Below are 14,857 nucleotides of genomic sequence, written 5' to 3' on the forward strand. Positions count from 1 at the left end.
GTCCCTCCGGAAACGGGTCCGTGGAGGGCTCCCTCATCGGGCGCCCTCCACGGAACACGGACTGGCGAAGATCAGCCGACGGCGATGGCGAACACGTGCATCACGCCACCGCTGACGTTCGACGGCAACGTCACGCTCGCCACCGTCTTACCGGCGTCGAGGGTGATCGGCGCGGTGCCGAACACCATCGTGCGAATCTGCTGCGGGTCGGTGCCCGAAGCGTTGCGGTACGGCGTGGACAGCACGATCCGGTTGCCGAACGACGGCTGCGCACCGCCGCCGCCGAGCGTCCAGTCGGACACGCCGACCGTGGCGGTGGACGTGGTGCCGTCGGTGTAGGTGACGGTGAGCGTGCCCTGCGCGTTGCCGTTGGAGCCGGACCCGAGCAGTGCGAGCCGGCCCGAGCCGGTCACGGTCACCTTCTGGCCGTTGGCCACGACGTTGTCGGGGTCGCCCGCCGGGAACGAGGGCCAGGTGAAGTTCAGGCCGTCGCTCGTCACCGTGCCGCCCGGCTTGGCGCCGGCCGCGGCGAGCGCGTCGGCCGAGTAGCTCCAGCCGCCGCCGTCGAAGTTGGCCTTCGTCGAGTCGGAGTCGGGCGAGATGCCGGCGTTGTCCACTGTGGCCAGCCAGCTGCCCGGCTGCCCCACGAGCACCGTGAGCACGGCCTCGGTGCTCGCCAGCCCCGGCGCGGAGAACGTGACCGGGATGCGGCGGGCGCCGTCGGCGGTGCCCGCGGGAACGGTCACGTTGACCGTGGCCTGCGCCTTGCCGTTGGCCGGCACGGCGACCGAGCCCGACGCCGGCGACAGCGTGATGCCGTCGGCGCTGCCCGCGGTGTAGGTCCACGTCTTCGCGGTGCCGGACAGGTCCTGCACGCCGACGCTCGCCGTCGCGGTCGAGCCCGCCGGGGTCACCACGCGGGCCGGGTTGGCGAACGCCAGGCTCGGCTTCTCCTGCTCGCGGAACGACGGCGGGGCATCGGCCGCCGCGGCGCCCCACTGGGTGGCCGTGGCCGAGCGGGTGAAGTCGAGCGTGCCGCCCGTCGAGATCAAGGCCTCGGGCAGCCACGACTTCGCGGCCGCGCCACCGTTGACCTTCAACGAGCCGACGTAGTCACCGGTGCCCGGCGCGTTGATCGTGATCTTCTTTCCCGCGCCGGTCGTGAGCACGGCGTGCTCGAACCGCGGCGTGGACAGCAGCACCTCGGCACGGCCCGGGATCTCCGGGTAGACACCCAGCGCGGACCACACGTACCAGGCCGACATCTGGCCGAGGTCGTCGTTGCCGATCAGGCCCTCGGGACGCGGGTTGTAGAGCTCGTCCATGGACCGGTGCACGATGGACTGGGTCTTGGCCGGGGCACCCGCGTACGAGTAGACGTAGGGCGCGTTGGAGTTCGGCTCGTTGCCCATGAAGGCGAACGGCTCCTGCGTTCCCGCGTTCAGCTGCGTGAAGAAGGTGTCCAGCCGCGACTGGGTCGCCGTGTCGCCGCCGAACGCCGAGACGACGCCGCCGAGGTCGTAGGGCACCATCCACTCGTACTGCGCGCCGTTGCCCTCGACCCAGCCCTGCGAGCTGGCCGGGTCGTACGTACCGGCGAACGAACCGTCGGCGTTGCGCGGCTGCAGGTGCCCGGTGCCCGGGTTGTAGAGGTTCTGCCAGTTCTGCGCCCGCTTCATGAACGTGGTGTAGGTGGCGCTGTCGCCGAGGCGCTTCGCGAACTGCGCGATCGCGAAGTCGGCGCTGGTGTACTCGAGCGTGTCCGCGCCGGCCCCGGGCACGTAGCCGAGGCGCTGGTAGTCGGCGAGGCCGGGCCGCTCGGTGTAGCCCTGGGTGGGCTGCGTGGCGCCCTTGATCATCAGGAGCAACGCCTTCTGGGCGTCGAAGTCACGCGCGCCGAAGGCATACGCGCTGGAGACGATGATGTGGTAGGGGTCGCCGTTCATCACGCCGGTGTAGTCGTTGGCCACGGTCCAGCGGTCCCACGAGCCGCCCTGCTCGGCGTAGGCCATCATCGAGCGCACGATGTCCGACGTCTGGGCCGGATCGATCGTGGCCAGCAGCGGGATCTCCGAACGGTAGATGTCCCAGCCGGAGAAGTTGGTGTACATGGCGTGACCCTTGTCCGCCTTGTGGATCCGGCCGTCGAAGCCCGGGTAGGAACCGTCCACATCGGAGAACACGTTCGGCTGGATCAGCGAGTGGTACAGCGACGTGTAGAACGTGGTCATGTCCGCGTCGGAGCCGCCGCTGACCGCGACCTTGCCGAACTGGTCGTTCCACGCCTTGCGCGCGCCCGCCGCGATCTGGTCGAAGGACTTCTTGCCGTTGTTCTCGGCCTTCAGGTTCGCCTTCGCGCCGTCCACGGACACGAACGACAGGCCGACCTGCACGTTGACCTGCGCGCCGTTGAGGTTCGCGAAGCTCACGTAGCCGCCGCTGCCGGGGCCGCTCACGGTGGTGTCCTGCGTCTTGGCCTTGGCCGGGCGCGCGATGGCGGCGTTCACGCCGTTGGGCTGCGCCACCTTCGCGCGAGCCCCGCCGGTCTCCGACGTCTTGCCGGGCGTCACCGCGCCGTTCTTCCACGTGCCGGTCGAGGCGAACGGGGTGTCGAACTTGGCGGAGAAGTACACGCGGTAGGTGTTCTGCGCGCCGCAGAAGCGGCCGCTGGTCGCCCAGCCGCTGATGGTGTCCTTGCCGATGGTGATCGACGCGTCGTCGGTGCCGTTGACCGAGCCGGACGTGTTGACCAGCAGCGTCGAGGACGCGCCGGCGGGGTAGGTCAGGCGCGCGGAGCCGGTGCGCTGCGTCGCACTCAGCTCGACCTTCGCGCCGCTGTCGAGGGTGACGTCGTACTCGCCCGCGGTGGCGTGCTCGTTGTCGTGGCTGAACTTCGACGTGTAGTGGCCCGGGTCCGTCGCGGGCGAGGTGCTGACCTCGCCGACGTACGGGATGAACGGGATGTCCTCGTACGTCGAGCAGCCCGCACCCGAGAGGTGCGTGAGGCTGAAGCCCGTGAGGGCGTTGTCGTCGTAGAAGTAGCCACCCGGCTGCGACTTCACCGTGTCCGGGCTCCACTGCACCATCCCGAACGGCGCCACCGCGCCCGGGAACGTGTTGCCGGCACCACCACCGGTGCCGTGGTCCTCGCCACCCGGCCGAGTTCCGACGAAGGGGTTCACCCACTTCGCGAAATCGGTGTCCGGGGCTTTCGCGGCCACGGCCGCGGTGGCCGGCGCGACCGCCGCCACCACCGCCGTGGTCAGGAAGATCAGTCCGGCTCTCCAGCGCGCTCGCGCCATCGCCATCGCCTCTCCAGTCGTCGGCGCGACTCGGCCGTCAGGGCCGCGGAGGAGTGGGATGACAACCTTGTCGCGCACACCGTCGATGCGGGCAACCTTGGGCAATCGTTCACGAAAACGTCAAGTCGTGCGTGGAAGCCTGTCTGGTTCCGGACACGGTGATCAGCCATCTGCCTCACAACTTTCGCAGGCTGAATCCCATTCGGCGCGAAGCGGGCATTGACAGCGACCCGGGCTTTGGTGTGCAATCTGCGCCACTATGACAACGTTGTCTCCTCATGGCCGGGAAGCGGACGGGCTTCCCCGCCCGGCGAGCCGACGGGCCACGATGAGCGATGTGGCCCGGCTCGCCGGCGTCAGCATCAAGACCGTGTCCCGGGTGGTCAACGACGAGCCCGCGGTGCACCCCGACACCGCCGAGCGCGTGGTGGCGGCCATCGAGCAGCTCGGGTTCCGCCGCAACCTCGGCGCCCGCAACCTGCGTCGCGGCTCGACCACGGGCACGATCGGCCTCATCGTCGAAGACGTCGGCAACCCGTTCTACTCCGAGCTCAACCGCGCGGTGGAGCGCATCGCCACGTCGTTCGGCCGCCACGTGCTCACCGGTTCGTCGGAGGAGAACTCCGACCGCGAACGCGAGCTGGCGCTGGAGTTCTGCGCGCGCCGGGTCGACGGGATCCTCGTGGTCCCGGCGGGCATGCAGCACGGTTACCTCGTACCGGAGATGCGCGCGGGCACGCCGGTGGTGTTCCTCGACCGCCCGGCCGGCGACATCGTGGCCGACACCGTGCTCGTCGACAACCTCGGCGGCACCATCGACGCGGTCACGCACCTGGTGCGGCACGGGCACCGCCGGATCGCGTTCCTCGGTGACAGCCCCGACATCTTCACCGCGGCCGAGCGTCTGCGCGGCTTCCGCGAAGGCTGCGTGCGCAACGGTGTGTCCTACGACGAGAGCCTCGTGGTGATGCGCACGCCCACGCCCGAGACGATCGCCCACGCCGTGGCGACGCTGCTGTCGGGTCCGTCGGCCGCGACCGCGGTGATCGCGGGCAACAACCGCGTGGCCGTGCACCTGTTGCGCGCCCTGTCCCACGCCGAGCACCGGCCCGCGATGGTGAGCTTCGACGACTTCGAGCTGGCGGACCTGCTGGACCCGCCCGTGACGGTCGTCGCCCACGACGTCAGCGCCCTGGGGCACGCGGCGGCAGAACTGCTGTTCGCGCGGATCCAGGGGGATCAGTCCGCACCCAGAAAGGTAGTCCTGCCCGTGCATCTCGTAGCCCGTGGTTCCGGTGAGGTCGCCCCGTGAGCACGCACCTCGAACCGATCCGGCTCCCGGCCAACCAGCCGCCGCAGTTCTACCGCGGTGGCGACGCGATCGCCGCGCTGCGCGGTGCCACCGGTACGGACTCGAAGTTCGGCCCGGAGGACTGGGTCGGCTCCGTCACCACGATGTTCGGCCAGGACACCAACGGCCTCACGAAGCTGCCCAGCGGCGTCTGGCTGCGCGACGCCGTGCGCGAGAACGCCGAGGCGTGGCTGGGCGCCGAGCACGTGGCCAAGCTCGGCGACTCCACCGGCCTGCTGGTGAAGCTGCTCGACGCGGGCCAGCGGCTGCCCGTGCACTTCCACCCGAGCAACGCGTTCGCGAAGCAGCACTTCGACTCGCACTTCGGCAAGGCCGAGGCGTGGATCGTGATCGGCACCTACGGTGACGACCCGCGGGTGTACCCGGGGTTCAAGGAGACGCTGAGCAAGGACACCGTCGCCGAGTGGACGCGGGAGCAGGACACGCCGAGCATGCTGGGCGCGCTCAACAGCGTTTCCGTGCAGGCCGGCGACACCGTGTACATCCCGGCGGGCCTGCCGCACGCGATCGGCGAAGGCGTGTTCGTGGTGGAGCTGCAGCAGCCCACCGACTTCTCGCTGACGATCGAGTGGCGCGACTTCCTGGCCTCGCCGGAGAAGGGCCACCTCGGCCTCGGGTTCGACACCGCGCTCGACGCGCTCGACACGTCCGGCTGGGACGCCGAACGGCTCACCACGATCGTGACGCACACCGCCGACGACAAGGACACCTCGGTGGACCTGCTCGCCGCGGGGTCGGACGAGTTCTTCCGCGCCGACCGCGTGCAGCTGACCGGCAGCTCGCTGGCGCTCGACCCGTCGTTCGCGGTGCTCGTGGTGCTCGACGGCGCCGGCACGCTGCGCACGGAACACGGCGGCGAGTTCTCCCTGGCCAAGGGCGAGACCTACGTGGTGCCGTTCGATGCCGGGCAGGTCGAGGCGTCGGGCACGCTCACCGCGATCCGCTGCCGCCCGCCCGCACCCGAGAAGAGGTAGGCCCCATGAGCGAGATCCTGCTGGACGCGGTGGACCTCACGAAGCACTACGGCTCGGTGGAAGCCCTTCGCGGCGCTTCCTTCCAGGCCCGCGCGGGTGAGGTCACGGCCCTGATCGGCGACAACGGTGCCGGCAAGTCGACGCTCGTGAAGTGCCTTTCCGGCGCCGAGCAGCCGACGTCCGGCAGGATCCTGCTCGACGGCTCCGAAGTGCGGCTCGACTCCCCCGTGACCGCGCGGCGGCTCGGGATCGAGACGGTGTACCAGGACCTCGCCGTCGCACCGGAGCTCGACCCGGCGGCGAACCTGTTCCTGGGCCGGGAGATCCACCGCAAGGGTTTCCTCGGCAAACTGGGCATGCTCGACAAGGCGGAGATGCGCCGCCAGGCCGTGGCGGAGTTCCAGCGGCTCGGTGTGACGCTGCAGAGCACCGACGTGCCCATCGGCTCGCTTTCGGGCGGGCAGCGCCAGAGCGTGGCCGTGGCGCGGTCGGTGGTGTGGGCGTCGAAGGTCGTGTTCATGGACGAGCCGACGGCGGCGCTGGGTGTGGTGCAGCGCGAACGCGTGCTCGACGTGATCAAGAAGGTGCGGGACAAGGGCATCGCCGTGGTGCTGATCAGCCACAACATGCCCGAGGTGCTGTCGGTGTCCGACCGCATCGAGGTGCTGCGGCTCGGCAAGCGCGTAGCTCGGTTCGTCGGCAGGGACACGAAGCTCGAAGACCTCGTGGCGGCCATGACCGGCGCCCTCGTTCAGGAGGAGGCGGCATGAGCACGCCCACGAAGGACATCCAGACCACTGTGGACGGTGGGTTCGGCAAGGTGCCGCTGGGCAAGCGGCTGGTGGGCGCCAACACGTTCTGGATCGCGCTGGTGCTGCTGGCGTTGATCATCGTGTTCACGGCGCTCGCGCCGGCCGAGTTCGCGACGCTGTTCACGCTCCAGACGACGCTGATCGAGACTTCGGTGCTGCTGGTGCTCTCGGTGGGCATGACGTTCGTGATCATCACCTCCGGCATCGACCTGTCCGTCGGGTCCGTGCTGATCTTCTCCGGCATGGTCGCCGGCAAGACGATGGAAGCGCTCAGCGGTGGCAACGCGACGAACGCGGGCTGGGGCGTGATCATCGTCGGGCTGGTCGCGGCGGTGATCGCGGGCACGATCTGGGGCTTGATCAACGGCTGGCTCATCGCCGTGGCGGACATCCCGCCGCTGATCGTCACGCTCGGCACCTTGGGCGCGGCGCTCGGCGCGGCGTTGCTGCTCGGCAGCGGCTCGGACGTGCGCAGTGTGCCGACCGCGCTGAACAAGACCCTGGGCTACGGCACGTCGTTCGGCGGGATCCCGAACCTCGTGCTGGTGGCGGCGGTGATCACGCTGATCGGCGCGTGGCTGCTGCACACCACGAAGTTCGGCCGCTACACCTTCGCGATCGGCTCCAACGCCGAAGCCGCGCGGCGCTCGGGGATCGGCGTGACCGCTCACCTGCTCAAGGTGTACACGCTGACCGGGTTCCTGGCCGGGGTGGCCGGTTTCCTCTCGCTGGCCTACTACTCGTCGACCACGGTCGCGTCGCACTCCACGGACAACCTGAACGCCATCGCCGCCACGGTGATGGGCGGTACGAGCCTCTTCGGCGGTGTCGGAACGGTGCTGGGCACGGTGATCGGCGTGTTCATCCCGGCCGTGCTGAAGAAGGGCTTCAACATCATTCACGTGCAGGACTTCTGGCAGATGATCGCGGTCGGCGCGGTGCTGATCGCGGCCGTCTGGTTCGACCAGCGACGCCGGAAGCACCGCAATTCCCGCTGAATCCCCTCCCATCGGTTTCCGAGAGTACAAAGAGGTGCTGACGATGAAACTGACCAAGACCCTGATCGCGGCCGGCACGCTGGCGTCGGCTGCTTCGCTGGTGGCGGCGTGCGGCTCCGGACAGGTGGGCCAGAGCGGCTCGGGCGACACGTCGAACAACACCATCACCAGCAAGAAGCTCACACTGGTGCCGGGCGTGCAGGCGGAGCCGTTCTACATCTCGATGCAGTGCGGCGCGCAGGACGAGGCCAAGAAGCTCGGCTACGAGCTCACCACGCAGGCGCCGCAGAAGTTCGACGCCGCCATGCAGACCACGATCGTCAACGCGCTGGGTTCGAACCCGCCGGCCGCCCTGCTCATCGCGCCCACCGACGACCAGGCGATGCTCGCGCCGATCCAGCAGGTGAAGAACCGCGGCACGAAGATCGTCGAGGTCGACACGTCGCTGCAGGACAAGAGCGTGGCCGCGTCGTCGATCTCGTCGGACAACACGGCGGGCGGCAAGCTCGCCGCGCAGACCATGGCGAAGCTCGCGGGCGACAAGCCGGGTTCGGTGCTGATCCTCGACACGATCGCGGGTACGTCGACCACGGCGGCGCGCGCGAAGGGCTTCGAGGACGAGCTGAAGAACCACCCGAACCTCAAGTCGGCCGGCATCCAGTTCACGCAGAACGAGCCGGACCAGGCGGCGTCCAAGGTGACGGCGGCGCTGGCCTCGACGCCGGACCTCATCGGCATCTTCGCCACCAACCTCAACACCGGCGAGGGCGCGGCGACCGGCCTGCGCAACGCGGGCAAGATCGGCCAGGTCAACCTCGTCGGCTTCGACGCCAGCCCGTCCGAAGTGGACGGCTTGAAGAAGGGCGAGTACCAGGCGCTCATCGCCCAGGACCCGGCCGCGATCGGCACCCAGGGCGTGCAGCAGGCCGTGGCGGCGCTGGAAGGCAAGCCCGTGACGCGCAATCTGACCGCGGATCTGCACTCGATCACCAAGGACGACATGGACGCGAACTCGAAGTACTTCTACAAGCAGAACTGCTGAGTTCCTCGCGTTCTCGAAGGGGACTTTCCCGCGCGGAAAGTCCCCTTCGCCGTGTTCGGGGCTAGGATCTACACCCCCAGACTCCGTCGCCGAGGGGAGGCCGCCGATGACCGAGGGTGTCCGGCTGCCGTGGCGGGCCGCCGCGCGCGCCGACCCGGTACCGGTGCTGGCCGCGGCCCGCAAGATCACCGACGACCTCATCGACGGGCTGGCCGGCACCCACGTCCGGCGCGCGGCCCACGGGCTGCGGCGGCTGTTCGGCGTGGCCGGGCTGGGGCTCACGGACCTGTCGGGCTCGCTGCTGTGGTCGGGCCGGCCCGGGCCGGACGCCACCGTGGCCCACGTGCTCGACGAGGTGCTGCACAGCGAGGAGCCCGCTTCCGTCGACGGGGTGGAAGCGGTGCCGCTGCACGTCCACGACGAGCTGGCGGGCGCGCTGCTCGTGGTGGGCGCGCGGGGTTCGGAAGTGGTCCGGCAGGCGGCCGACGTCGTGGTGCAAGCCCTGGAACGCGGGCGGCTGGAGGCGTCGGCGGACCAGGCAGCGCAGGCCGAGCTGCGGGCATTGCGGGCGGAGATGTCGCCGCATTTCGTGTACAACGCGCTCACGGTGATCGCTTCGCTGGTGCGCTCGGAGCCGGACCGGGCACGGGACCTGATGCTCGACTTCGCCGACTACACGCGCTACAGCCTCGCGCGCCACGGCGAGTACACCGTGGTGGCCGAGGAGTTCCGCGCGGTGGAGACGTACCTGGCGCTGCAGCGCGCGGTGCTGGGCGAGCGGCTGAAGGTGCAGGTGCGCGTGGCGCCGGAGGTGCTGGCGGTGGCCGTGCCGTACCTGGTGCTGGAGCCGCTGGTGGAGAACGCCATCCGTCACGGCATCGAGCCGCGCACGACCACCGGGCTGGTGCAGGTCCACGGGCAGGCGGAAGGGAACGACTGCGTGATCAGCGTGGAGGACGACGGGGTCGGCATGGACCCGAAGCTGGCCGCTGACATCCTCGCAGGGAGGGCTTCCGACGGCTCTCGCGGCGGCCTCGGTCTGGCCAATGTGGACAGACGACTGCGCAACGTCTACGGCGCCTGGTACGGGCTGACCGTGGAGACGGAAGTGGGTGCCGGCACGCGTGTGGTCGTGCGGGTGCCGCGGTTCCAGCCGGGGGTGCTGCCGTGAGCGGGCTGCGGGTGCTGGCCGTCGACGACCTGCCGCCGGCGCTGGACGAGCTGTGCCGGATGCTGCGCGAGGCCCCGGAGGTCGGCGAGGTCGTGGGCGCCGGTGATGCGTTGCACGCGCTGAAGCTCTTGCAGGCGGACCACTTCGACGCGGTGTTCCTCGACATCTCCATGCCGGGCCTCGACGGGCTGGAGCTGGCGACGCTGCTGGCTCGCCTGTCGGAGCCGCCGGTGATCGTGTTCGTGACCGCGCACGACGGCCATGCCGTGGCGGCGTACGGCATCGGCGCGGTGGACTACCTGCTCAAGCCGGTGCGGACGGAGCGGCTGGCGGCCGCGTTGGCGAAGGTCGTGCGCATGGCGCCTTCGGAGGCCCAGCGCGCGGCGCCCGACGCGATGGCCGCCCTCCCGGTCGACGCGGGCGGGCGCACGCGGTACGTCCGCCGCGACGACGTGTTGTTCGTGGAGGCCCACGGGGATTACGTCCGGCTCCACACCCGCGGTGGGGTGCACCTTGTGCGCATGCCGATCTCGCGGCTCGAGGAGTATTGGGAGGGAACCGGTTTCACGCGGGTGCACCGGGGTTATCTGCTCTCGGTGTCCGCCGTGCTGGAGCTGCGCAGCGACACCACGGGCGGGCTGCTGGCGCACACGCCCGTCGGAGACGTCCCGGTGAGCCGGCGGCACGCGCGGGAGCTGCGGGACCGGTTGCTGGAGGCGGCGCAGCAGGGGCAGCTGGGGTCGTCTTGGTGAGGCGCGTCTTGGTGAGGGCTGTCTTGGTTAGGGCGGCGCCGGCGACGGCTGTGCTGGTGCGGGCCGCGCTGCCGCGGACCTCGTCGAGGCGGACCGGGCTGACGAGGGCGGTCCGGTGAGCCGGGTCCGGCGGGTCGCCGTGATGAGCCCGCAGACGCGCCTCGCCCGCTCCCGCAGGCAGGCGCGCGGGCGGTGGCGGATGCCCCGGCTGAGGGCCTCCGACGCCGAGCGCGCCGCCGTGCTCTACCGCACGCAGCGCAAACGCGGCATTCCCGCACTGGTCGCCATGTTCGCGCTCGTGCTCGGGCTGCCCGTGGTCTTCGCCGTGGCGCCGGGGCTGGACGCGGTGCGGGTGTGGGGCATCCCGTTGTCCTGGTTGATGATCGCGCTGCTGCCCTACCCCGTGATGGCCGGCCTGGCGCGCTGGCAGCTGCGACGCGCCGAGAAGGCCGAGGACGACCGGTGACCCCGCCCCTCCCCCAATGTGGCGTTGGTTGCGCCCAGCGCACCCAATGTGGCGTTCGGTGCGTTCAGCGCACCCAACGCCGCATTGGGGCGCAGGGCGCCGAGAAGGGCGGGGTGCGCTGATGGACCTCGCGCTGGCGGTGACGCCCGTCGTGCTCATCACGCTGCTCATCGGCGTGCGCGGGGTGGCCGCGATGCGCACGACGTCGGACTTCCTGGTGGCGTCGCGGCGGATCTCGCCGTTCGTGAACTCCGCGGCGGTGTCCGGGGAGTACCTGTCGGCCGCGTCGTTCCTCGGGGTGGCGGGGCTCGTGGTGAAGGACGGCGTCGGCGCGCTGTGGTACCCGGTCGGGTTCACGGCGGGCTACATCGCGATGCTCGTGCTCGTCGCGGCACCCATGCGGCGGTCCGGAGCGCTGACGGTGCCGGACTTCGCCGAGGCGCGCCTGGCCTCACCCGCCCTCAGGCGGATCGCGGCGGTCGTAGTCCTGGTGATCGGCACGATCTACGTCGTCCCGCAGTTCCGCACGGCCGGGCTGGTGCTCACGGCCGTGGGCGGCACGCCGTACTGGGTCGGGGTGGTCATCGCCGGCACAGCCGTGAGCGTCACGCTCGCGCTCGGCGGCATGCGCGCGGCGACGTACGTGCAGGCGTTCCAGTTCTTCCTGAAGCTGTTGCTGTTCCTCGTACCCGCCCTGTGGCTCGTGCTGCAAGTGAGCGACGCCGACCGCGACGCCGCGCTCACGCCCGTCGAGTTCACCCGCTTCACGCACGAAACGCCGGTGGACTTCGAGCACGACGTGACCGTGGTCCTGCGCGAGCCCACCACCATCGTCACCGCGACCGGGCCGCGCACGCTCGCGCCGGGCGAGCTGACCATCCACAGTGGAGAGCGCCTGGTCTTCGCCACCAACGCGCCCGTGCCCGACGTCAGCGACGGCGCGGCGCTCGGCGGCCCCGACTGGCAGCGGCCGCTGCTCGACGTCGAAAAGGGCTACCCGCTGCTGGCGACGTGGGCCGTGCTCATCGCGACGATGCTCGGCACCATGGGCCTGCCCCACATCCTGATGCGCTTCCACACCAGCCCGGACGGCCGCGCCGCCCGCCGGACCGCCGCGATCACCGTGGCGCTGCTCGGCGTGTTCTACCTGTTCCCCGGCGTCTACGGCGTGCTCGGACGGGTGCTGGTGCCCGAGATCTACCTCTCCGGAGACACGGACACGGTCGTCGTCGCGCTGCCGGCGCAAGTGGACACCGGCTGGGCCGGCGAGCTGTTCACGGCGCTGCTCACCGCGGGCGCGTTCGCGGCGTTCCTGGCGACGTCGCTGGGGCTGCTGCTGGTGATGTCCGGCGCCATCGCCTACGACCTCATGCCCGGCGGCCTGCGCCGGCTGCGGGTGACCGTGGTGTTCGTCGCGGCGGCGATGGTGGTGCTGGCGCTCCCGTCGGCGCAGCTCGACGCCGGGGTGCTCGTGACGTGGGGCTTCACCGTCGCCGCGTCGACGTTCTGCCCGCTGCTCGTGCTCGGCATCTGGTGGCCGCGGCTCACGGCCGCGGGCGCGATCAGTGGCGTGGTCACGGGGCTCGTCGCGTCGTCCGGCTCGATCCTCTTCTCGTTGGCCGGGCCGCGGCTCGACGGCTGGGTGGCGATCTTGGTGTCACAACCGGCACCCTGGTCGGTACCCCTCGCGTTCGGCGTGATGGCGGCCGTCTCCCTGCGCGGCCGCCCGCCGTCCTGGGCCGGCGCGGCGATGCTCCGCCTGCACCTCGACGAGCGAGCGCCCGGTCCGGAGCCGCCCCATTCGTCCGCACCCGTGTACCGCTCGTCAACCGTTCGTCGTGTCGCCCGGCGTTTGAACCGCTGACGCTTCCTCCCCGGCGCAAGCCTCCCTACTGTGGCGCGGACCACAATTCGCAGCGTCGCGAGGGAGTGACGATGAGTCCCACCGACACCGACCTGCCCGGTGACCCGCCGGACATGGACTGGGAGCAAGTCCAGGAGAGCGCTGAGTTCAGGCAGCTACGCCACCGCCTGCGCACCTTCGTCTTCCCGATGACCGCGCTGTTCCTCATCTGGTACCTGCTGTACGTGCTGCTGGCGGACTACGCCCACGGCTTCATGAGCACGAAGATCGCCGGCAACTTCACGGTGGGCCTGCTGTTCGGCCTGCTGCAGTTCGTGTCGACGTTCCTCATCACGTGGTTGTACGTGCGCTACGCCAACCGGAGGCTCGACCCGCTGTCCAAGCGGATCCGCGACGACATCGAGAACCCGGCCGCGAAGGAGTCCGAATGAGCACCCTCGCCGCAGGCGTCGAAGGCAGCAACCCGACGCTGAACATCATCATCTTCGCGGTGTTCGTGGCAATCACGCTCGTGATCGTGTTCCGCGCGAGCCGCAACACCAAGACTGCGTCCGACTACTACGCCGCCGGACGCGCGTTCTCCGGCCCGCAGAACGGCATCGCGATCAGCGGTGACTACCTGTCGGCCGCTTCGTTCCTCGGCATCGCGGGCGCCATCGCGATCTACGGCTACGACGGGTTCCTCTACTCGATCGGTTTCCTCGTCGCCTGGCTGGTCGCGCTGCTGCTGGTCGCGGAACTGCTGCGCAACACCGGCCGGTTCACGATGGGCGACGTGCTGGCGTTCCGCATGAAGCAGCGCCCGGTGCGCGCCGCGGCGGCGATCTCGACGCTGATCGTGTCGTTCTTCTACCTGCTGGCGCAGATGACGGGCGCCGGTGGCCTGGTCGCCCTGTTGCTGGGCATCGAGGGCAAGACCGCGCAGTCGGTGGTCATCGCCATCGTCGGCGTGATCATGATCGCCTACGTGCTCATCGGCGGCATGAAGGGCACCACGTGGGTGCAGATCATCAAGGCGGCGCTGCTTATCATCGGCGCGCTCGTGATGACGCTGTGGGTGCTCGCCAAGTACGGCTTCAACTTCTCGTCGCTGCTGCAGGGAGCCGTCGACAAGGCGGGTGCGGCCGGCGAGACGCTGCTCGGGCCGGGCAAGCAGTACGGCGCCACGGGAACGTCCAAACTGGACTTCTTCTCGCTCGGCATCGCGCTGGTGCTCGGCACGGCGGGCCTGCCCCACGTGCTGATGCGCTTCTACACCGTGCCCACCGCCCGCGACGCCCGCCGCTCGGTGGTCTGGGCGATCGTGCTGATCGGCGTGTTCTACCTGTTCACGCTGGTGCTGGGCTACGGCGCCGGCGCGCTGGTCGGGCCCGACGACATCAAGGCCGCCCCGGGTGGCGTGAACTCGGCGGCACCGCTCCTGGCGTTGACCCTCGGCGGGCCCGTGCTGCTGGGCCTGATCTCGGCGATCGCGTTCGCCACGATCCTCGCTGTGGTGGCCGGCCTGACGATCACCGCGTCGGCCTCCTTCGCCCACGACGTGTACGCGAACGTGATCAAGCGGGGCAAGACGAAGCCGGGCTCGGAGGTGCGCGTCGCGCGGATCACCGCCGTGGTGATCGGTGCGGTCGCGATCATCGGCGGCATCCTGGCCAACGGGCAGAACGTGGCGTTCCTCGTGGCGCTCGCCTTCGCCGTCGCGGCCTCGGCCAACCTGCCGACGATCCTGTACTCGCTGTTCTGGAAGCGGTTCAACACGCAGGGCGCCCTGTGGAGCATCTACGGCGGCCTGATCATCTCGATCGTGCTGATCGTCTTCTCGCCGGCGGTGTCCGGCAAGCCGATCGACGCGAAGACGGGCAAGAGCCCGTCGATGCTCCAGGGCGTGGACTTCCACTGGTTCCCGCTCGACAACCCGGGCCTGGTGTCCATTCCAGCCGCTTTCCTGCTCGGCTGGCTCGGGACGGTGCTGTCGAAGGAACGCAACAAGAAGAAGTACGCGGAGATGGAGGTCCGTGCCCTCACGGGTGTGGGTGCGGAGAAGGCTGTGAAGCACTGAGGTTGTGTGCTTCGAGCGGGCCGGGGCCGGTTTGGTCCCGGCCCG

The 14,857-nt window shown here is 70.1% G+C and carries 12 protein-coding genes; 11 read left to right on the forward strand and 1 reads right to left on the reverse strand.

The genetic code is table 11. The annotated features are described in order from the left end of the window. Nucleotides 1-71: 71 nt before the first annotated feature. Nucleotides 72-3,308 (reverse strand): GH92 family glycosyl hydrolase, encoded by a 3,237-nt coding sequence (locus tag QRX50_RS48465; RefSeq protein ID WP_285969770.1) that lies wholly within the window; start codon nucleotides 3,306-3,308, stop codon nucleotides 72-74. Nucleotides 3,309-3,630: 322 nt separating this feature from the next. Here QRX50_RS48465 and QRX50_RS48470 point away from each other — a divergent pair, with 322 nt between their 5' ends. The 11 genes from QRX50_RS48470 to QRX50_RS48520 all read left to right on the forward strand — a co-directional run bounded on the left by QRX50_RS48470 (nucleotide 3,631) and on the right by QRX50_RS48520 (nucleotide 14,812). Beyond that, nucleotides 3,631-4,614 carry a LacI family DNA-binding transcriptional regulator gene (locus tag QRX50_RS48470; protein WP_285969771.1) on the forward strand — a complete coding sequence of 328 codons (984 nt, stop codon included), beginning with the start codon at nucleotides 3,631-3,633 and terminating at the stop codon, nucleotides 4,612-4,614. Next, nucleotides 4,611-5,648: a class I mannose-6-phosphate isomerase gene (locus tag QRX50_RS48475; protein WP_285969772.1), complete on the forward strand. Its 1,038-nt coding sequence runs from the start codon at nucleotides 4,611-4,613 to the stop codon at nucleotides 5,646-5,648. Before QRX50_RS48470 ends, QRX50_RS48475 begins: the two co-directional genes overlap by 4 nt. Nucleotides 5,649-5,653: 5 nt before the next feature. Then, the gene (locus QRX50_RS48480; protein ID WP_285969773.1) at nucleotides 5,654-6,418 is read left to right on the forward strand and encodes an ATP-binding cassette domain-containing protein; all 765 of its coding nucleotides are present in this window, start codon (nucleotides 5,654-5,656) and stop codon (nucleotides 6,416-6,418) included. Beyond that, complete coding sequence (locus tag QRX50_RS48485) at nucleotides 6,415-7,458, forward strand: ABC transporter permease (protein ID WP_285969774.1); 1,044 nt, start codon at nucleotides 6,415-6,417, stop codon at nucleotides 7,456-7,458. The genes QRX50_RS48480 and QRX50_RS48485 overlap by 4 nt, the downstream gene beginning before the upstream one ends. A 43-nt stretch (nucleotides 7,459-7,501) precedes the next feature. Further along, on the forward strand, nucleotides 7,502-8,500 hold the full coding sequence (locus tag QRX50_RS48490) for an ABC transporter substrate-binding protein (RefSeq protein ID WP_285969775.1): 999 nt from the start codon (nucleotides 7,502-7,504) through the stop codon (nucleotides 8,498-8,500). A 106-nt stretch (nucleotides 8,501-8,606) separates the two neighbouring features. Then, on the forward strand, nucleotides 8,607-9,671 hold the full coding sequence (locus QRX50_RS48495) for a sensor histidine kinase (protein ID WP_285969776.1): 1,065 nt from the start codon (nucleotides 8,607-8,609) through the stop codon (nucleotides 9,669-9,671). Further along, nucleotides 9,668-10,423 (forward strand): LytR/AlgR family response regulator transcription factor, encoded by a 756-nt coding sequence (locus tag QRX50_RS48500; protein WP_285969777.1) that lies wholly within the window; start codon nucleotides 9,668-9,670, stop codon nucleotides 10,421-10,423. The genes QRX50_RS48495 and QRX50_RS48500 overlap by 4 nt, the downstream gene beginning before the upstream one ends. Before the next feature lie 115 nt (nucleotides 10,424-10,538). Further along, the gene (locus QRX50_RS48505) at nucleotides 10,539-10,889 is read left to right on the forward strand and encodes a DUF485 domain-containing protein (protein WP_285969778.1); all 351 of its coding nucleotides are present in this window, start codon (nucleotides 10,539-10,541) and stop codon (nucleotides 10,887-10,889) included. A gap of 121 nt (nucleotides 10,890-11,010) precedes the next feature. Then, entirely contained in the window at nucleotides 11,011-12,753 is a 1,743-nt protein-coding gene (locus tag QRX50_RS48510; RefSeq protein WP_285969779.1) for a sodium/solute symporter, read from the forward strand. A gap of 71 nt (nucleotides 12,754-12,824) precedes the next feature. Continuing rightward, a complete protein-coding gene (locus tag QRX50_RS48515; RefSeq protein ID WP_285969780.1) occupies nucleotides 12,825-13,184 on the forward strand; it encodes a DUF485 domain-containing protein in 360 nt (119 codons plus the stop codon). Then, nucleotides 13,181-14,812, forward strand: coding sequence for a monocarboxylic acid transporter (locus QRX50_RS48520; RefSeq protein ID WP_285969781.1), 1,632 nt, complete (start codon nucleotides 13,181-13,183; stop codon nucleotides 14,810-14,812). The genes QRX50_RS48515 and QRX50_RS48520 overlap by 4 nt, the downstream gene beginning before the upstream one ends. Nucleotides 14,813-14,857 lie beyond the last annotated feature (45 nt).

The organism is Amycolatopsis sp. 2-15, from assembly GCF_030285625.1.
Lineage (GTDB): Bacteria > Actinomycetota > Actinomycetes > Mycobacteriales > Pseudonocardiaceae > Amycolatopsis > Amycolatopsis carbonis.

Coding starts and splice junctions, on each gene's coding strand:
- QRX50_RS48515 (WP_285969780.1), top strand. CDS start 12,825: ATGAGTCCCACCGACACCGACCTGCCCGGTGACCCGCCGGACATGGAC.
- QRX50_RS48510 (WP_285969779.1), top strand. CDS start 11,011: ATGGACCTCGCGCTGGCGGTGACGCCCGTCGTGCTCATCACGCTGCTC.
- QRX50_RS48520 (WP_285969781.1), top strand. CDS start 13,181: ATGAGCACCCTCGCCGCAGGCGTCGAAGGCAGCAACCCGACGCTGAAC.
- QRX50_RS48485 (WP_285969774.1), top strand. CDS start 6,415: ATGAGCACGCCCACGAAGGACATCCAGACCACTGTGGACGGTGGGTTC.
- QRX50_RS48490 (WP_285969775.1), top strand. CDS start 7,502: ATGAAACTGACCAAGACCCTGATCGCGGCCGGCACGCTGGCGTCGGCT.
- QRX50_RS48465 (WP_285969770.1), bottom strand. CDS start 3,308: ATGGCGATGGCGCGAGCGCGCTGGAGAGCCGGACTGATCTTCCTGACC.
- QRX50_RS48495 (WP_285969776.1), top strand. CDS start 8,607: ATGACCGAGGGTGTCCGGCTGCCGTGGCGGGCCGCCGCGCGCGCCGAC.
- QRX50_RS48470 (WP_285969771.1), top strand. CDS start 3,631: ATGAGCGATGTGGCCCGGCTCGCCGGCGTCAGCATCAAGACCGTGTCC.
- QRX50_RS48480 (WP_285969773.1), top strand. CDS start 5,654: ATGAGCGAGATCCTGCTGGACGCGGTGGACCTCACGAAGCACTACGGC.